Origin of the sequence: Psychrobacillus sp. FSL K6-1464, assembly GCF_038003145.1 — a bacterium.
Taxonomy (GTDB): domain Bacteria; phylum Bacillota; class Bacilli; order Bacillales_A; family Planococcaceae; genus Psychrobacillus; species Psychrobacillus psychrotolerans.
The window spans coordinates 2,251,432-2,273,115 of the sequence record NZ_JBBOOP010000001.1 but is presented as its reverse complement, the minus strand read 5'-3'; the positions used below and the strand labels follow the sequence as shown (position 1 = coordinate 2,273,115).

General features: G+C 36.1%; 18 protein-coding genes, 1 other RNA gene and 1 other annotated feature. Of the genes, 13 read left to right on the top strand and 6 right to left on the bottom strand.

Going from position 1 to position 21,684, the window contains the following annotated elements; genetic code table 11:
• The first annotated feature begins 7 nt into the window (after nucleotides 1-7).
• The 7 genes from MKX39_RS11485 to dtd all read left to right on the top strand — a co-directional run bounded on the left by MKX39_RS11485 (nucleotide 8) and on the right by dtd (nucleotide 8,859).
• Nucleotides 8-322, top strand: a complete 315-nt coding sequence (locus MKX39_RS11485) for a post-transcriptional regulator (RefSeq protein WP_093537030.1) — start codon at nucleotides 8-10, stop codon at nucleotides 320-322.
• Between the two features lie 78 nt (nucleotides 323-400).
• Nucleotides 401-2,677 carry a protein translocase subunit SecDF gene (gene secDF / locus MKX39_RS11480; protein WP_340769635.1) on the top strand — a complete coding sequence of 759 codons (2,277 nt, stop codon included), beginning with the start codon at nucleotides 401-403 and terminating at the stop codon, nucleotides 2,675-2,677.
• Between the two features lie 84 nt (nucleotides 2,678-2,761).
• Nucleotides 2,762-3,112 carry a LapA family protein gene (locus tag MKX39_RS11475; protein WP_340769634.1) on the top strand — a complete coding sequence of 117 codons (351 nt, stop codon included), beginning with the start codon at nucleotides 2,762-2,764 and terminating at the stop codon, nucleotides 3,110-3,112.
• A gap of 114 nt (nucleotides 3,113-3,226) precedes the next feature.
• A complete protein-coding gene (gene recJ / locus MKX39_RS11470; RefSeq protein ID WP_340769633.1) occupies nucleotides 3,227-5,581 on the top strand; it encodes a single-stranded-DNA-specific exonuclease RecJ in 2,355 nt (784 codons plus the stop codon).
• Nucleotides 5,572-6,084 carry an adenine phosphoribosyltransferase gene (locus MKX39_RS11465; RefSeq protein ID WP_093537034.1) on the top strand — a complete coding sequence of 171 codons (513 nt, stop codon included), beginning with the start codon at nucleotides 5,572-5,574 and terminating at the stop codon, nucleotides 6,082-6,084. Before recJ ends, MKX39_RS11465 begins: the two co-directional genes overlap by 10 nt.
• 129 nt (nucleotides 6,085-6,213) lie before the next feature.
• Nucleotides 6,214-8,406 (top strand): RelA/SpoT family protein, encoded by a 2,193-nt coding sequence (locus tag MKX39_RS11460; protein ID WP_340769632.1) that lies wholly within the window; start codon nucleotides 6,214-6,216, stop codon nucleotides 8,404-8,406.
• A 15-nt stretch (nucleotides 8,407-8,421) separates the two neighbouring features.
• Nucleotides 8,422-8,859, top strand: a complete 438-nt coding sequence (gene dtd / locus MKX39_RS11455; protein WP_093537036.1) for a D-aminoacyl-tRNA deacylase — start codon at nucleotides 8,422-8,424, stop codon at nucleotides 8,857-8,859.
• A gap of 311 nt (nucleotides 8,860-9,170) precedes the next feature.
• Here the strand turns inward: dtd and MKX39_RS11450 are convergent, their stop codons facing one another.
• Nucleotides 9,171-10,712, bottom strand: coding sequence for an SH3 domain-containing protein (locus MKX39_RS11450; protein ID WP_340769631.1), 1,542 nt, complete (start codon nucleotides 10,710-10,712; stop codon nucleotides 9,171-9,173).
• 113 nt (nucleotides 10,713-10,825) lie between these two features.
• Nucleotides 10,826-11,063 (top strand) — a binding site (T-box leader).
• A gap of 55 nt (nucleotides 11,064-11,118) precedes the next feature.
• Between MKX39_RS11450 and hisS the strand changes: the two genes are divergently transcribed.
• A complete protein-coding gene (gene hisS, locus MKX39_RS11445; protein WP_340769630.1) occupies nucleotides 11,119-12,408 on the top strand; it encodes a histidine--tRNA ligase in 1,290 nt (429 codons plus the stop codon).
• The gene (gene aspS, locus MKX39_RS11440; protein ID WP_340771429.1) at nucleotides 12,405-14,177 is read left to right on the top strand and encodes an aspartate--tRNA ligase; all 1,773 of its coding nucleotides are present in this window, start codon (nucleotides 12,405-12,407) and stop codon (nucleotides 14,175-14,177) included. Before hisS ends, aspS begins: the two co-directional genes overlap by 4 nt.
• 750 nt (nucleotides 14,178-14,927) lie before the next feature.
• On the opposite strand, the gene MKX39_RS11435 is transcribed toward aspS, so the two are convergent.
• The gene (locus MKX39_RS11435) at nucleotides 14,928-15,323 is read right to left on the bottom strand and encodes a hypothetical protein (protein WP_340769629.1); all 396 of its coding nucleotides are present in this window, start codon (nucleotides 15,321-15,323) and stop codon (nucleotides 14,928-14,930) included.
• 1 nt (nucleotide 15,324) lies between these two features.
• Nucleotides 15,325-15,528 carry a helix-turn-helix transcriptional regulator gene (locus MKX39_RS11430; protein ID WP_093537085.1) on the bottom strand — a complete coding sequence of 68 codons (204 nt, stop codon included), beginning with the start codon at nucleotides 15,526-15,528 and terminating at the stop codon, nucleotides 15,325-15,327.
• Between the two features lie 438 nt (nucleotides 15,529-15,966).
• Here MKX39_RS11430 and MKX39_RS11425 point away from each other — a divergent pair, with 438 nt between their 5' ends.
• The gene (locus MKX39_RS11425; RefSeq protein WP_340771425.1) at nucleotides 15,967-16,233 is read left to right on the top strand and encodes a YqhV family protein; all 267 of its coding nucleotides are present in this window, start codon (nucleotides 15,967-15,969) and stop codon (nucleotides 16,231-16,233) included.
• A 47-nt stretch (nucleotides 16,234-16,280) separates the two neighbouring features.
• Here the strand turns inward: MKX39_RS11425 and MKX39_RS11420 are convergent, their stop codons facing one another.
• Nucleotides 16,281-17,522 carry an MFS transporter gene (locus MKX39_RS11420; protein WP_340769628.1) on the bottom strand — a complete coding sequence of 414 codons (1,242 nt, stop codon included), beginning with the start codon at nucleotides 17,520-17,522 and terminating at the stop codon, nucleotides 16,281-16,283.
• 75 nt (nucleotides 17,523-17,597) lie between these two features.
• Entirely contained in the window at nucleotides 17,598-18,224 is a 627-nt protein-coding gene (locus tag MKX39_RS11415; RefSeq protein ID WP_340769627.1) for a LysE family transporter, read from the bottom strand.
• A 190-nt stretch (nucleotides 18,225-18,414) separates the two neighbouring features.
• Between MKX39_RS11415 and ssrS the strand changes: the two genes are divergently transcribed.
• From ssrS to MKX39_RS11400, 3 genes are all read left to right on the top strand, one after another.
• Nucleotides 18,415-18,599, top strand: a non-coding RNA gene (gene ssrS / locus MKX39_RS11410) — 6S RNA.
• 88 nt (nucleotides 18,600-18,687) lie between these two features.
• Entirely contained in the window at nucleotides 18,688-19,449 is a 762-nt protein-coding gene (locus MKX39_RS11405; RefSeq protein ID WP_340769626.1) for a tRNA threonylcarbamoyladenosine dehydratase, read from the top strand.
• A 60-nt stretch (nucleotides 19,450-19,509) separates the two neighbouring features.
• Nucleotides 19,510-19,704, top strand: a complete 195-nt coding sequence (locus MKX39_RS11400; protein WP_093537044.1) for a hypothetical protein — start codon at nucleotides 19,510-19,512, stop codon at nucleotides 19,702-19,704.
• Nucleotides 19,705-20,347: 643 nt separating this feature from the next.
• On the opposite strand, the gene MKX39_RS11395 is transcribed toward MKX39_RS11400, so the two are convergent.
• Nucleotides 20,348-21,637, bottom strand: a complete 1,290-nt coding sequence (locus MKX39_RS11395; protein ID WP_340769625.1) for a replication-associated recombination protein A — start codon at nucleotides 21,635-21,637, stop codon at nucleotides 20,348-20,350.
• Nucleotides 21,638-21,684 lie beyond the last annotated feature (47 nt).

Here is a 21,684-nt window from a genome sequence, read left to right as displayed (position 1 = left end):
CGATATTATGGAAAATAATTATGAAGAAATATTTGCGCACGTACTACCAGCTATAGAAAGTAAAAGAAATGAGTTTTTCGTGTATCAATACGAAACAGTTTCGGAAAAAGATATTTGGAAATATTGTGTGACGAAGAAGTGGAGGAAGAAGGATATATCTTTATTGCCTTTATATCAGATCATCAATGATATTCTAACTATTTCTCCGGCAGAGTTTATGACATTTGAACAAATTGATAATCAGCGCACTTCTAATTGGTTCGCTGAGATTAATCAAGATGAATTACGAATGTTATTAAATTCAGATTTTGAAGAAAAGTAAATGGACGGGTATTTGACAGTAAGAGCAACGTGTTTCATAATAAAGTTGTTGCTTTTTTTTTGAGGAGGAAATTTACATATGAAAACTAGAGGGCGCATAGTTGCGTTTTTATTACTACTTGTTATTTTTGCAGGTACAATCAGTCCAACAGTTACAGGGGTCTTGAACAATATTAAACTCGGTTTAGATCTTCAGGGTGGTTTTGAAGTTCTTTATCAAGTAAACGAATTAAAAGACGGGACAGAAATAACGGAAGATGTTGTGGCAGATACAGCTTCAGCACTTACAAGTCGTATTGATGTATTAGGTGTAAGTGAACCTAGTATTCAAATTGAAGATGGCAACAGAATTCGTGTCCAACTTGCTGGGGTGGATGATCAAAACTCAGCCAGAGATTTACTTTCTACACAAGCGAATTTAACGTTCCGAGATTCCGAAGATAATATAATGCTAGACGGGATGGACTTGAAAGAAAGCGGAGCAAAGGCAGCTTTCGATCAGCAAGGACAACCTATTGTTACACTAGAATTAAAAGATGCAAATAAATTTGCAGAAATTACTTCAGAAATTGCTGCTAAGCCAGCACCAGATAATGTATTAGTTATTTGGTTAGACTTTGAAGAAGGGGTGGACTCGTACAAAGCGGAAGCATTGAAGCCTGAAAAAGAACAAAAATTCACTTCAGCTCCACGAGTATCCCAACGTATCAGCTCAGATAGCGTAGAAATTTCCGGTGCTTTTACAGTTGATGAAACAAAACATTTATCGGGAATTTTAAATGCTGGTGCTCTTCCGGTTGAATTGGAAGAAATCTACTCTACTTCAGTAGGTGCACAATTCGGAGAAGAAGCATTAAAAAGTACCATATTAGCTAGTATTATTGGTATTGCAGCAATCTTCATTTTCATGATTGGGTATTATCGTTTACCTGGTGTTATTGCGGTTATATCTTTAGTAGTATACATTTTCTTAATCCTTGTTATTTTTGACTGGATTAATGGTGTTTTAACACTTCCAGGAATCGCGGCAATTGTACTAGGGGTAGGTATGGCGGTAGATGCCAATATCCTAACCTATGAGCGGGTAAGAGAAGAATTACGTGTTGGTAAATCAGTGAAGAAAGCATTTGATGCGGGTGCAAAAGAATCCTTTACCGCGATTTTCGATGCCAATATTACTACATTATTAGCAGCGTCGGTATTATTCTTCTTTGGTACAAGTTCTGTAAAAGGATTTGCTACACTGTTAATAATTAGTATTTTAGTTATTTTCATCACAGCAGTATGGGCTTCCCGTATTCTACTTGGATTATTAGTTCATAGTGGTTACTTCGATAATAAACCAGGTTGGTTTGGTATTCCGAAGAAAAGAATACATGCTCCAGAAGAAGAAGTGGATACACTTGACTTAACAACAAAATTTGATCGTTTTGATTTTGTTCATAGTCGTAAAATCTTCTATATTGCTTCTATAACATTGACTATTGCTGGTATTATCATTTTGAGTGTGTTCAAGTTAAATCTGGGTATAGATTTTTCTTCTGGTACAAGGGTTCAAATTGACTCTACTCAACCTCTAACTCAAGAAATTGTTACTGAGAAAATCGAAAACATAGGCATGCCATCAGATGATATTGTAATTTCTGGAGAAAATGGTGATAGCGCTGTTGTTAGATATAAAGATGACTTTACACAAGAAGAAATAAAAACATTAAAAACAGAAATGACCGAACAATTCGGTATTGAACCTGGTGTAAGCACGGTTTCTGATACTGTTGGAAAAGAACTTGTCAAAAATGCATTAAAAGCATTAATGTTTGCTGCTCTTGGAATAGTTATTTATGTTGCTTTCCGCTTCGAATGGAGAATGGGACTAGCATCAATCGTTTCGTTGCTCCATGATGCATTCTTAATGGTTGCTGTATTTAGTATCCTTCGATTAGAGGTAGATATTACATTTATCGCAGCAGTATTAACGATTGTTGGTTATTCAATAAATGATACGATTGTTACATTTGATCGTATTCGAGAAAACTTGCATCGTAGTAAAACGATTACTTCAGAAGACGAACTTGCAACGATTGTAAATAAATCACTACGACAAACTCTTGGACGTTCTGTAAATACAGTACTTACAGTAATTTTAGTTGTAGTAGCTCTATTGATATTCGGGGCGGAAGGAATTCGTAATTTCTCAATCGCTCTATTAATCGGCTTACTAGCTGGAACGTATTCTTCTATCTACATTGCAGCGCAAATTTGGTTTGATTTGAAAGTGAAAGAAATGCGTAAAAATGGCGGCATAGAAGTGAAAAAAGAAGAGAAAAAATGGGGTTCTGATGAGCCTGTCGTTTAATGTTTTAGTATAATATGGAGCAGGGTATAACTTTACTATACTCTGTTCCATTTTTTTATAAATGAGTAAAAGAGGAGGATCAATATGAAATTTCAATGGTCATTATTATTCGGTTTAATATTCGCTATTATTATTGCCTTATTTGCTATATATAATGTCGACACTGTTCCAGTCAACTATGTTTTTGGAACAGCACAATGGCCTCTTATCCTAGTGATTTTAGGCTCAGCATTATTAGGAGCGTTACTCAGTGGGTCCGTTGCCATTTATCGGTCGTTCATATTATCGCGGAAAGTGAAGCACTTGGAGAAGGATATTGAAAAGAAAGATGCTACCATCGGTGTTTTACAAAATGAGGTAGTAGCTTACAAAGAAAAGCCAATTGAGTTTTTTGAAGAGCCAGTGACAGTGAAAGATGAAAATTCAACTATATAACTCTAAAACCTTTTGACATCTGTCAGAAGGTTTTTATTTAGATCCTTGCAAACACCTTTTTCACAACGTATCTACCTCAGATGAGGTATAATAGATTATAAGGAAGTGAATAATATGATCGAATCTCAGAAAATATGGCAAGTTTCAAGGCCTAATATAGAAGTAGTAGAAATGTTAGAAAAAGAGCTTTCAATACCGAGTGTTTGTGCAAAAGTATTAGCCTCTAGAGGGTTTGAAAATATAGATGATGCAAAATCATTTTTACAAGTATCGGAAAACCAATTACACAATCCATTTTTGTTTCCAGGCATGGAAGTGTTAGTAGCACGTGTTCATCAATCAGTGGAAACAGAAGAACGTATAATGGTCTATGGTGATTATGATGCGGACGGTATTACTAGCACAACGATCATGGTTAAAGCACTAGAGTCGCTAGGTGCAGATGTCATCTATAAGATTCCAAATAGATTTATAGATGGTTATGGTCCGAGTGAGCGTTTGTTCCAAGAAGCATTTGATGAAGGTGTAAAACTAATCATTACTGTTGATAATGGTATTTCAGGTATACAACCTATTGAGTTTGCAAAAGGATTAGGGATGGATGTTATTGTTACTGATCACCATGAACCTGGGGAGATTTTGCCAATAGCAGATATTATAATCCATCCGAGTTTAAAAGAGACAACTTATCCTTTCCCACATTTAGCAGGAGTAGGTGTAGCCTTTAAAGTAGCTCATGCTTTACTAGGGGAAATTCCAAAGGAATTCTATTATCTAGTAGCCATTGGCACAATAGCTGACCTTGTTTCATTGACAGGAGAAAATCGTTATTTAGTTCAACAAGGGTTAAAACAGATGCAACATACAGACTCTGTAGCCATTGAAGCTTTGGCGAATGTAAGTGGAGTAGATCTTCGTTCAATCGATGAAGAAACAGTCGGATTTATGTTTGGGCCTCGTATTAATGCAGTAGGACGACTTGGTGAAGCAGCACCTGGTGTTGATATGTTTTTAACTGAAAATCCTAATCATGCACTAGCGATGGCTAATATGCTCAATGAAAAAAATAAAGAACGTCAAGCAATCGTCAAGCAAATTACAGATGAAGCAATGGAGCAACTTGAACTATTTCCCCCTCTGGATGGGGCAAGTGTCATAGTAGTAGGGAAAATAGGATGGAATCCTGGTGTCTTAGGTATTGTTGCTTCCAAATTAGTGGAGAAGTATTATAGACCTGCTATAGTGCTAGGATTTGATGAAGATAAAAAGATTGCTAAAGGGTCAGCACGCAGTATTGAAGGATTCCATATGTTTAAAGAGCTTGCTAAAAACCAAGATATTGTTTCTCATTTTGGTGGACATCCAATGGCAGCCGGTATGACATTACCTTTAGAAAATGTGGAAGAGTTTCGTTTAAGATTAAACGAACAAGCGAAAGTAAGTTTATCGGAAGATCAATTAATACCAACTATTTCCATTGATGTTCCATTAGAAATGGATGAAATATCGACAGAATCCATTGAGTCTCTAAAAAAACTAGCTCCATTTGGAATGGGTTTTGCAAAACCAGTCTACTGCATAGAAAATGTAGAAGTTTCAACTGTGCGGAAAATAGGCTCAGCACAAAATCATTTGAAAATGGAATTAAAACAAGGGGCTATCCTTTTAGATGCAATTGGATTTGGAAAAGGGCAATTAGCGGACGAAATAGCTCCAACGACTAAACTTTCTTTTATTGGGGATTTACAGATCAATGAATGGAATGGGCGTAAAAAAGCGCAATTGATGATACAGGATATAAAAACAGATGAGTGGCAGCTTTTTGATATTAGAGGTATTCGCCAGGTGACTCGATGGCAACCCCTAATTCCTTTAGAGGATACCGTATATGTTGCTTTTAATGAGGATACGATTAAGCACTTTAGTACAATCATTGATCATAGATTATATCTGATGAGTGAACTACTGGAACAGCCGGTACAAGCGAAATATGTAGTGCTCCTAGATTTACCGGAAGAGGAAGAATCACTGGTCAAACTAATCCAATCTCATTCGTGGAAAAGAATATATGCACACTTCTTTACGAACGAGTCTTCTTACTTTGAAGGCTTACCGACGAGAGATCAATTTAAATGGTATTTTTCTTTCCTTACAAAAAGAAAAACATTTGCATTGAAACAGCATATTCATGAATTGTCTAAACATACTGGATGGAGTCAAAATACATTTAATTTTATGTCGAGGGTGTTTTTTGAACTTAGTTTTGTTAGAATAGACAATGGGATGATAGTGCTCAATGAAAGTCCAGTGAAAAAGGATTTATCAGAGGCACCTTCATACAAACAGCGTGAGAAACAGATGGATCTAGAACAAAAATTATTATATGCGCCATATGTGGAGCTGAAACAATGGTTTGAAGAGCGAATAGCAGTACAAACCGTTCCTGAGGAGGAGCAAGTATGGATTTGAAGCAGTATGTAACAACAGTTGAAGATTGGCCGAAGCCAGGTATTAGTTTTAAAGATATTACTTCAATTATGGATAATGGAGAGGCATATAAATACGCAACGGATCAAATTGTTGAATATGCAAAAAAAGTGAATGCTGAAGTTATCGTAGGACCTGAAGCACGTGGATTTATCACTGGCTGTCCCGTTGCTTATGCACTTGGCGTTGGGTTTGCACCTGTTCGTAAAGAGGGGAAGCTTCCTCGTGAAGTAATCCGTGCAGAATATGGCTTAGAGTATGGAAAAGATGTTCTAACTATGCATAAGGACGCTGTAAAACCAGGACAACGTGTGTTAATCGTTGATGATTTATTAGCGACAGGCGGTACAATAGATGCTACAATTCGATTAGTAGAAGAATTAGGCGGTTTAGTTGTAGGTTGTGCATTTTTAATAGAACTTACATACTTAGAAGGTCGCAACAAATTAGAGAATTATGATATTTGCACATTGATGCAATATTGATCATTTTGTGAATATATGTTTGCATTAGGCAAGCTTATTTAGGGTGGACTTTACAAGTCCCTCTTTTTTTTTATACAATATAGCTTATAAACTATTTTAGAAATATAAAACGAAATCAGGTGAATTGGCATGGCAAAAGATCAAGTGAAGACAGCAGAAGATGTGTTTGAAACACTCTTTACTTATATGAATGAAGAGCATGTGAACTTTGTAAAGAAAGCATACGAATTAGCAGAGCATGCCCATAGAGAACAATTCCGAAATTCGGGTGAACCATATATTCTGCATCCTATTCAAGTAGCTGGTATTCTTGCTGATCTTCAAATGGATCCAGAAACCGTTGCTGCTGGTTTTTTACATGATGTCGTAGAAGATACAGAATATACACGTGATGATATTGTGGAGCAATTTAACGAAGAAGTCGCTTTGTTAGTAGAGGGCGTTACTAAATTAGGTAAGATTAAGTACATGTCCAAAGAAGAACAACAAGCTGAAAATCATCGAAAAATGTTCATTGCGATGGCACAGGACATTCGTATTATTCTTATTAAGCTTGCGGATCGTTTACATAATATGCGTACTTTGAAACATCTCCCAGAAGAAAAACAACGTAGAATCTCCAACGAAACTTTAGAAATTTTTGCACCTTTAGCGCACAGATTGGGAATTTCCGCTGTGAAATGGGAGCTAGAAGATACTTCTTTACGGTATTTAAATCCTCAACAATATTATCGTATTGTTAATTTTATGAAGAAAAAACGTACTGAGCGGGAATCCTATTTAAGTAATGTCATGGAAGATATTAGTAAACAGTTAGCTGAAATGGAAGTGGAAGCTGATATTTCTGGTCGTCCAAAGCATATTTATAGTATTTATCGGAAAATGGTCGTTCAAAACAAACAATTCAATGAAATATATGATTTACTTGCTATGCGTATTATCGTAGATAGTATTAAAGATTGTTATGCTGTTCTAGGAGTTATTCATACGCTGTGGAAACCAATGCCTGGTCGTTTTAAAGACTATATTGCTATGCCTAAACAAAATTTATATCAATCATTACATACGACTGTCATTGGCCCGAACGGAGAGCCTTTAGAAGTTCAAATCCGCACAGAAGAAATGCACAATATTGCAGAATTCGGTGTGGCTGCTCACTGGGCTTATAAAGAAGGTAAAAAAGTAGAAGCTGAAAAAAAGACAATTGATTCACAATTAACATGGTTTAGAGAAATTTTAGAATATCAACATGAATCTTCGAATGCAGAAGAATTTATGGAATCTTTAAAGTTTGACCTATTCTCTGATATGGTCTATGTTTTCACACCAAAAGGGGACGTAGTAGAGCTTCCGGCTAGTTCGGTTCCAATAGATTTTGCTTATCGAGTGCATTCAGAAGTTGGAAACAAAACTATTGGTGCAAAAGTGAATGGTAAAATGGTGCCACTAGACACGAAACTAAAAACAGGCGATATCATCGAAGTTCTAACTTCCAAACAGTCTTTTGGTCCAAGTAGAGACTGGATTAAAATTGCTCAATCATCGCAAGCGAAAAATAAGATCAAGCAGTTCTTTAAGAAACAATTGCGTGATGAGAATGTTATTAAAGGAAAAGAACAAGTAGAGAAAGAGATTAAATCACAAGAATTTGATCTAAAAGAAGTACTAACAGCTGAAAACATAAAGCGTGTATGTGATAAATACGCATTTGCTGGCGAAGAAGATTTATATGCAGCTGTTGGCTTTAATGGTATTACTGCACAGCAAGTGGTGAATCGTCTAGCAGAAAAAATGCGGAAAATTCGTGATCAAGAAGAAGCTTTAGAGAAAATAACAACTGAAATGCAAACACCAACGGTTAACAAAACAACAGAATCAGGTGTGATTGTTAAGGGAATTGAGAATATGCTCATTCGCTTATCCAGATGCTGTAGCCCAGTTCCAGGTGATGATATCGTCGGATTTATCACGAAAGGTCGTGGGGTTTCGGTCCATCGTGCGGATTGTCCAAATGTACACAACGATGACACAGTTTCCCGTATCATTGAAGTAGAATGGGTAAAATCTGACTCTCCAACGAAAAAAGAGTATCAAGTGGACATAGAAGTGTCGGCATACGACCGATCAGGCTTGTTGAATGAGGTATTACAAGTGGTAAATGAATCTAAAACGAATATTGCAGCAGTGAACGGTAAATCAGAAAATGATATTGCAATTATTCATTTAACCATCCTAATTTCCAATACGGCCCACTTAAATAGGGTAGCCGATCGTATAAAACAATTGCCTGATATATATTCGGTGCAAAGAATTATCAATTAAAGGGAGTTTATTTTCATGAAGGTATTGTTGCAGCGTTGCAAAAATGCAAGTGTGACTGTAGATGGACAAGTTACTGGAAAGATAGAAAACGGTTATTTATTGTTAGTTGGTATTACTACAACAGATACTGAAAAAGAAATAAATTATTTAGTGGAGAAAGTGGTAGGTCTCCGTTTATTTGAGGATGCCGAAGGTAAAATGAATCACTCTATAGAACAAGTACAAGGAAGTATTTTGTCAGTTTCCCAGTTCACTTTATATGCGGACACAAGAAAAGGCAGAAGACCAAGCTTTACCGATGCAGCTCGACCTGAAATGGCAAAACCATTATGGGAACTTTTCAATAACAAACTACTAGCAAAAGGGCTAAAAGTAGAAACGGGCGTATTTGGCGCAATGATGGACGTCACGTTTACGAATGATGGTCCAGTAACGATTATGTTAGAAGCTTAAAAAACAAAAAAGTTGTATAAATTACTCTAACTAGGAGTAATTTGTACAACTTTTTTTAAGAATTAGAAAGTATATATTGAATAACATTGTGATTACTGGCTAAAGGTGACGCTTTCCTGGGGTGAGCGATGAGCTATCGCCGTCACTAACTTGTCGTTGTGATAGCTCAACTGATTACAGAACAAAAGTGCTATTGGTTGTGGCAAACGAACGTCACAACCAATAGCACTTTAAAATCACTCGGTAATCATATAGCAAAACGTCTGTCCAAAGCTCATCTAAAACGATAGAAACAGTTTATGACCTAAGAGTTAATCCAACTGAGCATTAAAGTAGTTAATGATGCCATTATAAATGCCGTGTGTCGCTTGTTCTCTATAGTTTTGTGTAGTGACATTCCGTTCTTCAGAAGCGTTACTCAAATAACCTAATTCTATTAATATAGCTTTTTGTTTGTTTTCTCGTAATACTAAATAGTCACCCGGTTGTGTTCCTCTATCCTTTAAGGAAATCATATTACCAAGTCCATTATGGACATACGTAGCCAATTCTTTCTGATAACTATGCATATAATAGGTCGTGAAGCCCCTAATGGAACTATTATCGATAGCATCATAGTGTAAGCTAATAAATGCATCTGCATCTACTTGATGACCAATTGATACTCGTTTTCGAAGATCTACATATTCGTCTGATTCCCTTGTTAAAATTACATTAGCGCCGGCTGCTTGTAATTTGGATGATAATAACTCTGAAGTCATCAATGTAATATCTTTTTCATCCGTTCCAAGTGCCCCGGTTGTCCCGCGGTCATTCCCGCCATGGCCAGCATCGACTACAATAGTCAGACCTTTTAATGTGCCTTTTTTACGATCAGCTTTCTTTTTATCCGTTTTGACTTTGTTTTCTGGATCCTTCTTCACATTAGATGTGGTGGATGACGCTGAAACTACCCAGCTTGCAACATACGCTGTTTGATCACCTACCATAACTTTATACCAATCATTGGTTTTTTCTGCTACTGGAAATGTCGTGCCAGCATCGGCCCTGGTGACTACCTCACTACTAGTAGTACTATCAGAACGAAGGTTTGTCCCGTTATAGAGAATAGTAATAGTGCCATTTTCTTTCTCAGTTCCAGTTGTTGCTGAACTAGAGAAAGTCCCATAAAAACTATACAACCAACCTTTATCGCCATTTTTCAGTTCTACTTGCACCCAGTTATGATCAGAGTTAATAACTGCAAATTGGTCTCCTTTATTAACCTGGCCAATTGTTTTTGATGTTAAATCTGCTTTTGAACGAACGTTTAAGGTATTGACTGAAACCTCAAATATGTTTTTGCCAGAAGGTAAGGGAGAATCTTCTTTTATCGTTTGCTCCGTAACAGTAATATAGGATTGATTGACCCAACCTTTTTGACCCTGATAGTCTATTTCTACCCAATCCTCTTGAGATTGATATGCAGTTGAAGTATCACCTTCTTTTAATTGACCAATAACTGCAGAAGAAGTAGTAGGTTCGGTACGGACATTCAATTGATTTACTTTAGACACAATCTGCTTATTACTTAATTTAAGCGATTCTTTCGTTGTGTACCAACTAGCAACCCATCCAGTAGTGCCTCCAAAATTAATTTGAAACCAATCATTTTCTTTCCCTATTATGTCTAACTTGTCGTTTTTTGTAACAGCGCCAATCGTGTCATATGTAAGACCTGGACCTGTTCGTACTTTTAAGGATGCGACATTAACAGTCACTTCATTCTCCTGTGCATCAGCTTGTACGTATGGTAGAAGTAGTAATGTAGATAAAAAAATAACAGTTATTCTATGTATTATTTTAGTGTTCATTGGATCACCTCTATACCCATTGTAAATAGTCTTAGCTAAAAATTCTACCTTTTCTTCAAAAGGGTTGACTTATTTGTCGTACGTCATTAAGATAAAGTATAATCAAAAACTAAAACAAACCGATGACCGAAAAAGTAGCTGTCTAAAACGGATGACAAGAGAAGGAAAGACGTGGCTGAAATCTTTCCTACATACGCATTCAGTGAACAACATTCGAGAGGATTTTTGTCGAAAGAGATTTTTCTTTAGTAGGCAGAAACGGAACTGGTCGTTATCCAGAATTGAGAGGGTCAATATTTTTGACCAACTAGGGTGGAACCGCGGAAGCTTATATAAGCTCTCGTCCCTTGCTATTTTTAGCAGGGGATGAGGGCTTTTTTATATGTTATTGAAAGGGGCAGTTACCATGGATATTAAAGTACCAAGAGGAACACAAGACATCTTGCCATCAGAAACAGGCAAGTGGCAAGCAGTTGAAGAACTAATTAGAGAACAATGTAGAATGTATCAGTATAAAGAGATTAGAACCCCTGTTTTTGAACATACTGAATTATTTACTAGAAGTGTTGGAGATACAACGGATATCGTTCAAAAAGAAATGTATACATTCCAAGACAGAGGGAATCGATCGCTTACATTGCGACCAGAAGGTACAGCGTCTGCGGTAAGAGCATTTGTAGAACATAAAATGTTTGGTTACGCAGATCAGCCAGTGAAACTTTACTATATGGGACCAATGTTCCGTTATGAACGACAACAGGCAGGAAGATATCGCCAATTTGTACAGTTTGGAATAGAAGCAATAGGAAGTGCAGATCCTGCAATTGATGCGGAAGTTATTTCATTGGCAATGTCTGTCTATCAAAATGCAGGTTTAAAAAAGCTTAAGTTAGTGATTAATTCACTTGGAGATACAGATAGCAGAGTGTCACATAAAACTGCACTAGTTAGTCACTTCGAGCCACATATAGCAGAGTTTTGTTCAGATTGTCAAAATAGATTACAAAAAAATCCACTTCGAATATTGGATTGTAAAGTAGATCGAAATCATCCGTTAATGGAAACAGCCCCATCTTTGGCAGATTTTCTAAATGAAGAATCTGCTGCTTACTTCGATAAAGTGAAGGAATACTTATCAATCTTAAATATCCCATTTGAAATAGATCCTAACTTGGTACGTGGTTTGGATTATTATAACCACACGGCATTTGAAATTATGAGCGCGGCCGAAGGTTTTGGGGCAATCACTACACTAGCAGGTGGCGGAAGATACAACGGACTTGTAGAAGAGTTAGGTGGACCAAATGCTCCTGGCATCGGATTTGCTATGAGTATTGAGAGACTGTTGTTAGCTATTGAGGCAGAAAACAATGAGTGGTCTGAACAATCGACTCTAGACGTATATGTGATTGGATTAGGGGAAGCTGCTAAGAAAAAAGCAGTCGAATTGACTTATCAGCTAAGACAGCAAAAAATCACAGCTGAGATGGATTATTTAGATCGTAAAATGAAAACACAAATGAAGTCTGCTGATCGCTTAGGAGCAAAATATGTAATTGTAATTGGTGATGATGAATTAGAAAAAGAAAGTGTTATGTTAAAGGATCTGGCAACTGGCACTCAAAACTTAGTTCCTTTGAGTTCATTAATAGATCAAATCAAAACTAGTTCAACACAGTTGGAGGCAGAGGAATAATGAAAAGAACACATACAAGTGGGCAATTAAACGAACAACAAATCGGTGAAACAGTCCAACTAATCGGATGGGTACAAAAACGAAGAGATTTAGGTGGATTAATATTTGTGGATCTACGTGATCGTACAGGACTAGTGCAAGTGGTCTTCAATCCTGAGATTTCCGAATCAGCTATTCAAATTGCAGATAAATTGCGTAATGAATTTATCGTTGAAATTACAGGTACAGTAGTTGCTAGAGCAGCCAATCAAGTAAACAAAAATATTTCTTCCGGGGCAATTGAAGTACATGCAACGGAAGCTCGCATCATTAATGAATCAAAAAACCCTCCTTTTGCGATAGAGAACCAAACGGACGTTGGTGAAGATATCCGTTTAAAATATCGCTACTTAGACTTAAGAAGACCGGTAATGTATGATACATTCAAAATGCGCTCAGATATTACTAAAACAGTAAGACGCTTCTTAGACGAAGAAGGATTTTTAGAAGTAGAAACACCAATTTTAACTAAATCTACCCCTGAAGGAGCACGTGACTATTTAGTACCAAGTCGTGTCCATGATGGAGAATTTTACGCGCTTCCTCAATCGCCACAGCTATTTAAACAGCTATTAATGGTTGGTGGATTTGAAAAATACTATCAAATTGCTCGCTGTTTCCGTGATGAGGATTTACGTGCGGATCGTCAACCAGAATTCACACAAATTGATATGGAGATGAGTTTCCTATCAATGGATGAAATATTGGAAATGAACGAACGTATGATGAAAAAAATCATGAAGGACGTTAAAAACGTTGATGTTACCATTCCGTTCAACCGGATGAACTATGATGAGGCGATGAATCGCTTTGGATCAGACAAACCCGATGTTCGTTTTGGGCTAGAACTAGTAGATCTTTCGGAAATAGTGAAAGATAGTTCGTTCAAAGTGTTCTCATCCGCCGTGGAAACAGGAGGACAAGTAAAAGCGATAAATGTTAAAGGTGCTGCAGCCAATTATTCTCGTAAAGATATAGATGCTCTAGGAGAATTTGTTGGTGTTTACGGCGCCAAAGGACTTGCTTGGTTAAAAGTGGACGAAGAAGGATTGAAAGGTCCTATTGCTAAGTTTTTCGAAGGAGAAGCAGCAACGAGCCTTATCCAAGCATTAGAGGCAACAACTGGAGATTTATTAGTATTTGTCGCAGACCAAACATCTGTGGTGGCAGATGCATTAGGAGCTTTACGTTTAAAACTCGGAAAAGAACTTGATTTAATCGATGAGTCACGCTATGAATTCTTATGGGTTGTGAACTGGCCATTATTTGAATATGACGAAAAAGAAGGTCGTTACTATGCAGCACATCATCCTTTCACAAGACCTTTTGATGAAGACCTTGCATTAATGGATACAGATCCAAGTAAGGTACGTGCGCAAGCTTATGACTTAGTGTTAAATGGTTATGAATTGGGTGGAGGATCTCTACGTATTTATTCGAGAGAAGTTCAAGAAAAAATGTTCGAAATACTTGGATTTTCAGAAGAAGAAGCTAGAGCTCAATTTGGCTTCCTAATGGATGCTTTCGAATATGGAACACCTCCACACGGCGGAGTTGCATTTGGATTAGATAGATTGGTAATGCTTCTTTCTGGTAGTACAAATCTACGTGATACAATTGCATTCCCGAAAACAGCAAGTGCAAGTGATTTGTTAACATCAGCACCTAGCGCAGTAGCAACGGCTCAGTTAGATGAGTTAAGCTTGAGCTTAAAATTAAAAAATAAGTAAATTTCAAAAGGATTTCTCGTGACACTAGTCATGAGGAATCCTTTTTTATCTTGGCTATATTAAAATTAGGATTGTTTAAAGATGTTCATAAAAAAATGAACTTGAAAATCTATTTCCAAGTTCATTTTACTTGTCTCTTTTAACTAAGCACCCTTTTAAAATTACTTCAATTGTTGAAACCCCATTAGTCTACTAGAATACTTCCAACATATTGAGCCGTCCCAATACTTGAAATGAGATTTACTTCGATTTAATATTCACCTTTTTTATTGGGAAAATTAAATTCTTTAAGTCTATTTACATCTAATTGTATTTTAGTAATTTACTTAACGTTAACGTTGACTTTAAATACATTCAAAAAAAATTTTTTATTTTGAATGGTTATTTCGATTGTCTCTTTTAAAAAACCTGTCTGTCATCAGCAATAATATACACCCTACCAAAATCATGCTGGCAAAAAATATTTGTTGGATGTCCTCGCCCCATCTAGTCAAAATTGTATAGACTTGAAAGATACTCAAGAGTAAGAGTCCCACTTTTAATGGCAAAGTTTTTATTTTCATGTTTAACACCCATTTCTTGTTATTACTAAAATGCTCGTTACTTCTATAAGAAAAAATGGCATACTCCTTTGTGAAGTAAAGCACCCGTTAATGAAATAAGTTTAGATCAGTTCTACTCACAACCAACACAAATCAAATTTTCTTTACTATAGCAAACTCAAACTGCATAGTATAGTTCTTGTCTCATTTATTGTCTTCTAACAACTAGTGTTCCAATGACTAATAAAAAAAATAGGATTAATAAATATATACTTAAAGCACCCAATTCAATTGTTTCTGTTCCAAGAGCAATTAGTAAACAAACGATTAACATGCTTCCAAATAGAACTATATACAATGATATTGCATAGAAATTTTTAATATTTATCCATGTTCTTTCATCAATATCAGGTATGTTATGTTTCTTTTGGCTTTCACGAAATTTGATCGTTCCAAGAACAATACCTACACCTACAACCGAACCAATAATCCCTGCACTCATCGTTCCAACAGGTAAATCTGGGACCATCAAACTACCCAAGTAAAAACCGATACTCATTGAAAAAATCAGTGTACAGACTATGATGATTTGCAATTTTTTCATGTTATTCCTCCTCTAAAGTAAATATTTCATCTAAGGTTATATCAAAATATTTTATCAACTTGAGTGCCAGCTCCAAGCTTGGATTATACTTATGATTCTCTACCGCGTTTATCGTTTGTCTAGTAATTTGTAAATCTTCTGCCATTTGAATTTGGCTAATCCCTTTTGCTAGACGTATCTCTTTAATTCTGTTTTTTACTTTCAAATCCAACTAACTTCCTCTCTGGAATGATGTAAAGATATCTTTACCTTTAGTATAAAATAAAAAAACATCTATGTAAAGATATCTTTACATCGATGTTTCCAACTTTTCATTATGTAACTAAATTGCCTCGTTCGTCTAAGTAATGACTTTCACCTTTATAGAGGGGAGAAGTTCTACATACTCATTAGCGAGTAATCACTTTTCCTTTAACAGAGCATTTAAAACCTGCATCTAAAAGTTGTGGTCTAGTGATGCACAGCCAAACACCATTAGGTTATCGAGAAAAGAGAGGGTGATCATAGATATGGAAAAGTTTAAAATTAATGCGGCTTGGGATTTTCTTGTGAATATATTTTAGTTGATATATATAATATTTAAGCAGTATACATATAATCTCAATAGTACATATTCTTTTAGTAAAGAGGAGTAGAAGAACTGATTATTGAGAAGGCGTTATTATTTATTATAATACTTAGGTTACTTTCTGGGAGTATTGAGTTATCTGCAGCAATGCTTATGATTAAATTTAATGATTTAGAAAAAGCATTTTATATTAACTCCTTACTAGCTTTAGTAGGACCGATCGTTTTAATCGTAACAACTGGAATTGGTTTAACAGGCTTATCTGAAAAAATTTCCTTAACTAGAATGGTCTGCTTATTTGCGGGGATATTACTTATTCTTTATAGTTTAAAATCAAATTGAATTTAAAAAATGGACTGGTTAGCTTAATGCTTCCCAGTCCATTATATTTATGCCTTATGATTTTGCCCTTCAATTTCATCTACTTTTATCATTTTCAACGCTATGAAAAAAAGAACAATTCCTATTGTGCCAGCAATAATATAACTAATATTGAGATAATTTTTCATAACTAGTGACATGATTGGTGGACCAGCTGCAACTCCGATGAATCTTGCTGAGCTATAGAAGGAAGAGATGGTACCACGCTCTTCTTTTTTTATATTTTCCGTTATGAGTGCATCTAACACTGGTAGCAAAGCGCCGATCGCAATACCCATTATACTCGTAACGATCAATAATAGAATTAGTTTGTCTTTAGTAAATCCTATAAATGCTACACTGATTGACATAACAACTAAACAAATCATTGTCATTTTTTTCATAGTAGAAACATTACCCTTAATGTTACGGCCAGTTATATATGAAGCAATACAAAGCATCAGAAGTGGAATAGCTATCACAAACCCTTTTTTTATTCCTTTTATATCATGTGTTTTTTCAAGCATTTCGGATAAGAAAAACAAAACGGCAAATAATAGAAGCATAACAAAAGCACCATTTATAAATACAGTAAAAAGCCATTTACTTTCCTTCTTGAATGTCTTTTTAGTATTACTTAGAAAGTCTTTAAACTTTACTGGTTCATCTTTTTCCTTTGGTACTTTTACAAAGAAAAATATCATGACAATAGAAATTAAACTAAAGACCGAAATGGAGAAGAAAGGTAAAAACCATAATACTGCTGCTAAAACAGATCCAAGAATTGGGCTTAAAACTTTGCCAAAAGTATTAGAGGTTTCAATAAGGCCGAGACAGGAACTGGTTTTTTCATCATCATCTTTATATAAATCTCCGACGAGTGGCAATACGATTGGCATTGCACCAGCCGCACCTATACCTTGAAGAATTCTTCCAATAATAATCCAAAAAAACGGGTCATCTATTTTCCAAGAAGCAAAACCAGCGATAAGACCCCCGATTAAAGCTAGTATAAGGCTAGGTAAGATGACAATTTTTCTTCCAAAACGATCGGAAAGATAACCTGCTACAGGTATAAGAAAAATAGCTGCAATGGAATAACTAGTAATAATCATGCTTGACTGAAAAGAACTGATACCTACTTTCTTTTCTAAAACAGGCAAAATCGGTATGAGCATAGAATTACCCAGAGTCATGACGAGTGGAATAGAGGCCATACTGATAACACACCATATACTTACATTGTCAGTTTGATTGTTATTCTTTATCATTTGCACACCACACCTCAACTAATAATCTTTAAGGTATGATTTCCTTTGCGTGTTACAATATACGTCAAAAGTTTTTTAAAATAGTGCATGAAATGCTTGAATTCCAAAATAGATACCGAAACCTATCATACACAAAGAAGAAATGAATGAAACAGCTTTTAATACTGAAGTGGAAAGTAGGTTTCGTGAACTACTTGAAAAGAAGGCCATCAAGAAATCGACTAGCGCGATACCAAGTAAAATAGCAATACTAATTATAATCGTTTCGATTCCAGAAATTTCACCACCGCCACTAACTAAAATAGATCCATAAATACCTAACCAAAATAAAATAGTCAACGGATTTAAAAAAGCCATTAGTATTCCTGCCAGTAGTGAGTGACGTAAACGAACAATTTTACGGAATTTTGGATCCATAGAAATATTATTTATAGTTAGCAAATTTTCGATGCCCGTGTACATAAGTACAAAAAAACCAAAGCTCCATAAAAATATTCGCATATACGGGGAATCAATAAATTGACCTACACCAAAATAAACCATGAACATATAAATTATGTCGGTTACGATGGCACCAATTCCAAAAAACCATGCATGAAAAAAGCCGTTTTTGATACCAGTATTTAAGAGTGTAGCTTTAACAGGTCCTATTGGTGCTGCCAGGGATATCCCTAATAAGAAATATGTACTTAAGGAATTCATTCATGTCCTCCATTTTTGTTATATGAAGCATCATATTCGAGATGGACTAACCTTACGACTGAAGGTGCAAAATTTAATTTGAGAAGAAGATAGACTAATAATTCTATTTACCTATTATTCAGAATAGTCCGAAAAGAGGGTGATAAAATGATTGAAGTTTTATATTTCATATGCTATTATCTAAATAACACGAATCCTGATGTGTTCGCAATTTGCCAATCAGTTTTGACCGAACAATTTTATCGTTGGGAGTCTAACTTTTATTATGAATGACATGCCCTTAATCGGGACGCCAAGATTAATAAAGAGGACACCCACCTGCATCTTGCGGGTTCAAAACGATACGCTCTATTTGTCGGCACAATTGGGATTCGTATCATTTTTTCAATATCCTCTGGCGCATTTGCTGGAGGTTTTTTCTTGGGATTTAATCCTACTAATCTGATTTATATGGAGTGTTTTTATGTTACATCAATTTTCTAGAAATGAACTTGCGATAGGGAAGCAAGGTGTGGAATTACTGAAAGATACAACAGTAGCCATCTTAGGTGTAGGGGGAGTTGGATCCTTCGCGGCAGAAGCATGCGCCAGAAGTGGTGTTGGACGTATTATTTTAGTAGATAAAGATAATGTAGACATTACTAATATTAACCGGCAATTAGTAGCTTACATATCAACAATAGGTCGTTCAAAATCTGAAGTGATGAAAGAGCGTATTGCTGACATTAATCCAGAATGTGAAGTAATCGATATGCATATGTTTTATACGGAAGAAACGTTTGAACAATTTTTTGCGATGAATATAGATTATGTTATTGATGCGTCAGATACAATTATATATAAAATTCATTTAATGAAAGAATGTTTAAAACGTAATATCAAAATTATTTCAAGTATGGGTGCTGCTAACAAAACAGATCCTACTCGTTTTAAAATTGTCGATATTTCTAAAACTCATACAGACCCTCTTGCAAAAGTGATACGTACCAAGTTACGCAAAGAAGACCGCATTACAAAAGGTATACCAGTTGTGTTTTCTGATGAGAGTCCTATTGTTGTGAGAGAAGACGTAGTAGAAACGGTTGGTAAGCCAGAAGCAACTATTAGAAAAGCAAAAATGCCACCGTCTTCCAATGCATTTGTTCCTTCTACAGTAGGTTTAATATGTGCAAGCTGGGTTATAAATGACATTACAAAAGATATTCATATTACACGCGTACAGTAATTGCTTGAAGTTTTTTCCTGATGACTTATACTTAATGTATATATAAAGGAGGGAAATACGATGACTGAAACAAATAACCAAGAAACACCTAAAAAGAAAATGACCCTTCAAGAAGCTGTAAAGCAAAAACTTGAAGACAAAAAGAATCAAGCTGCAGGTGGTAAAACTTCCCTTAACGGTTCTACAGGAAATCAGAAAATGAAAAGCCAACAAACTAAAAAGGTAAGTAATACAAGACGCAAAATGGGTGTTTAATCCATAAAAAATCCAGTCCCTTTCTTAAGGGGACTGGATTTTTTAAAGATTAAGAAAGAATATAAAATTGGACTTAAAAGAATGGGAATACTGTGATTTCCGTTACAGGTGGGCGCGTTTCGCGGGGTGAGCGATGAGCTATCACCGTCGCTAGCGCGTCGCTGTGATATCTCATCTGTCTCACTCATCCCGCAGAAGTCGCCACCTTTCACTTCAATCAATTCTGTAGGTAGTACTCAACAACAAGATAGAGCATAGCTTATCATTTGGATAAAAAGAGTAGTCAAAGTTAATCTAGGGATTAAACAGTCTGCGTAGTATTGGGCGATTATTCTGTAACGTAGAATGTAGAAAATGGATTTTCTTTTATATGAGTCCCTTTCAGCCTTACTTATTTTAAGATGAAACATATATATTTAGGCGGTTTTATATCCAATTTTCCGATCAGATTGAGTGGATCTAATTGATTGGAGCGCAGTGTGGCGACTCCAGTGGGAACAGCGCGAGCTGAAGACCCTGGACTGAGCGTAGCGAGGGAAGCGGCTGAAGCCGTGCCCACGGAAAGCGTCCGCTCTTCGCTCCAATCAATGGCCTATCTAAGCTTTTATTTTTTAAGGACTGGGCGCCTTTATGCCCGATTATCTCATTTTTTTTCTGTTTTAAAATTCTCTAATCGCTTGTAAATAGCAGCCAATCGTTTTTCTTCACCAGCCTCGATCGGTTTATAGAAAGAACTTCCTACTAAATTGTCTGGCAAATAGGTTTGATTGACCCAACCCCCAAACGTCCCGATTTTATAATTATGCGGATAAATATATCCAGCATGTCCTAAATCTGCAGCTCCTGCATAATGTGTATCTTTCAAATGACTTGGAATATCACCTGTTTTCCCCTGATGAATGCTTGCTATTGCAGCATCTAAAGCAGAATATGCAGAATTGGATTTCTCCGACAGACACATGAGTACTATTGCGTTAGCTAAAGGTATTCTTGCTTCTGGTAACCCTAAACGTTCAGCGGATTGAATAGCGGCTAATACTTGTGGTCCTACTGATGGATTAGCTAGGCCGATGTCTTCATAACTCATCACGAGTAAACGTCTGGATACAGCTACTAAATCACCATTTTCCAATAGATGGGCTAAGTAGTATAGTGCCGCATCAGTATCACTACCACGGACAGATTTCTGTAAAGCTGATAGTAGGTTGTAAAAATGAGAACCTTTTTTGTCCCCAAAAACTCCTACACGATCCACAAGACTTTTCAATGTGGAATCCTCCACAATGGTTACACCATTTTCTTCAAAACTTGCAAAAATAGTAGATTCTAAAAGAGTTAAAGCTTTTCTGGCATCTCCGTTTGCTGAATCGGCTATTAGTTTTCTTTGTTGCTCTGTTATTTGAATGTTATGTTGACCAAGTCCTTTTATGTTATCTTCCAAAGCTCTCATTAAAAGTAAATCTATATCATCGGTTGTTAGTCTTTTGAGTTGTTTGATCTCTCCACAACGTGACCTGATCGCTGGGTTTACATCATGATAGGGATTTTCTGTTGTTGCACCGATTAAAATAATCGATCCGTTTTCCACGTGGGGAAGCAATGTATCCTGTTGTAACTTGTTAAAACGATGAATTTCGTCTAAGAACAAAATAACTTTACCGCTTATACGTGCATCAGCCACTACATCTTCCACGTCTTTTTTTCCAGCTTTAGTGGCATTCAACGCAACAAAGGGCAATTTTGTCGTACCTGCAATAGCAAATGCAAGAGATGTTTTACCAACTCCAGGATCGCCGTATAAAAGCATAGAGGGAACATGTCCGTTTTTTATCATTTTATATAAAGCTGTGTTTTCTCCAATAACATGTTGTTGTCCAGCTAGTTCATCAATAGTTTGAGGTCTCATCCGATATGCTAAAGGTTCATTTTGCAAAATGATCTCTCCTTTTTCGTACGTTTGTTCTTTTATTATATAGAAGA

What these genes read in the sequence shown, in the direction of transcription:
- MKX39_RS11485 (WP_093537030.1), top strand. Translation starts at nt 8, where the DNA reads ATGGAAAATAATTATGAAGAAATATTTGCGCACGTACTACCAGCTATA.
- secDF (WP_340769635.1), top strand. Translation starts at nt 401, where the DNA reads ATGAAAACTAGAGGGCGCATAGTTGCGTTTTTATTACTACTTGTTATT.
- MKX39_RS11475 (WP_340769634.1), top strand. Translation starts at nt 2,762, where the DNA reads ATGAAATTTCAATGGTCATTATTATTCGGTTTAATATTCGCTATTATT.
- recJ (WP_340769633.1), top strand. Translation starts at nt 3,227, where the DNA reads ATGATCGAATCTCAGAAAATATGGCAAGTTTCAAGGCCTAATATAGAA.
- MKX39_RS11465 (WP_093537034.1), top strand. Translation starts at nt 5,572, where the DNA reads ATGGATTTGAAGCAGTATGTAACAACAGTTGAAGATTGGCCGAAGCCA.
- MKX39_RS11460 (WP_340769632.1), top strand. Translation starts at nt 6,214, where the DNA reads ATGGCAAAAGATCAAGTGAAGACAGCAGAAGATGTGTTTGAAACACTC.
- dtd (WP_093537036.1), top strand. Translation starts at nt 8,422, where the DNA reads ATGAAGGTATTGTTGCAGCGTTGCAAAAATGCAAGTGTGACTGTAGAT.
- MKX39_RS11450 (WP_340769631.1), bottom strand. Translation starts at nt 10,712, where the DNA reads ATGAACACTAAAATAATACATAGAATAACTGTTATTTTTTTATCTACA.
- hisS (WP_340769630.1), top strand. Translation starts at nt 11,119, where the DNA reads ATGGATATTAAAGTACCAAGAGGAACACAAGACATCTTGCCATCAGAA.
- MKX39_RS11435 (WP_340769629.1), bottom strand. Translation starts at nt 15,323, where the DNA reads ATGAAAAAATTGCAAATCATCATAGTCTGTACACTGATTTTTTCAATG.
- MKX39_RS11420 (WP_340769628.1), bottom strand. Translation starts at nt 17,522, where the DNA reads ATGATAAAGAATAACAATCAAACTGACAATGTAAGTATATGGTGTGTT.
- MKX39_RS11415 (WP_340769627.1), bottom strand. Translation starts at nt 18,224, where the DNA reads ATGAATTCCTTAAGTACATATTTCTTATTAGGGATATCCCTGGCAGCA.
- MKX39_RS11405 (WP_340769626.1), top strand. Translation starts at nt 18,688, where the DNA reads ATGTTACATCAATTTTCTAGAAATGAACTTGCGATAGGGAAGCAAGGT.
- MKX39_RS11400 (WP_093537044.1), top strand. Translation starts at nt 19,510, where the DNA reads ATGACTGAAACAAATAACCAAGAAACACCTAAAAAGAAAATGACCCTT.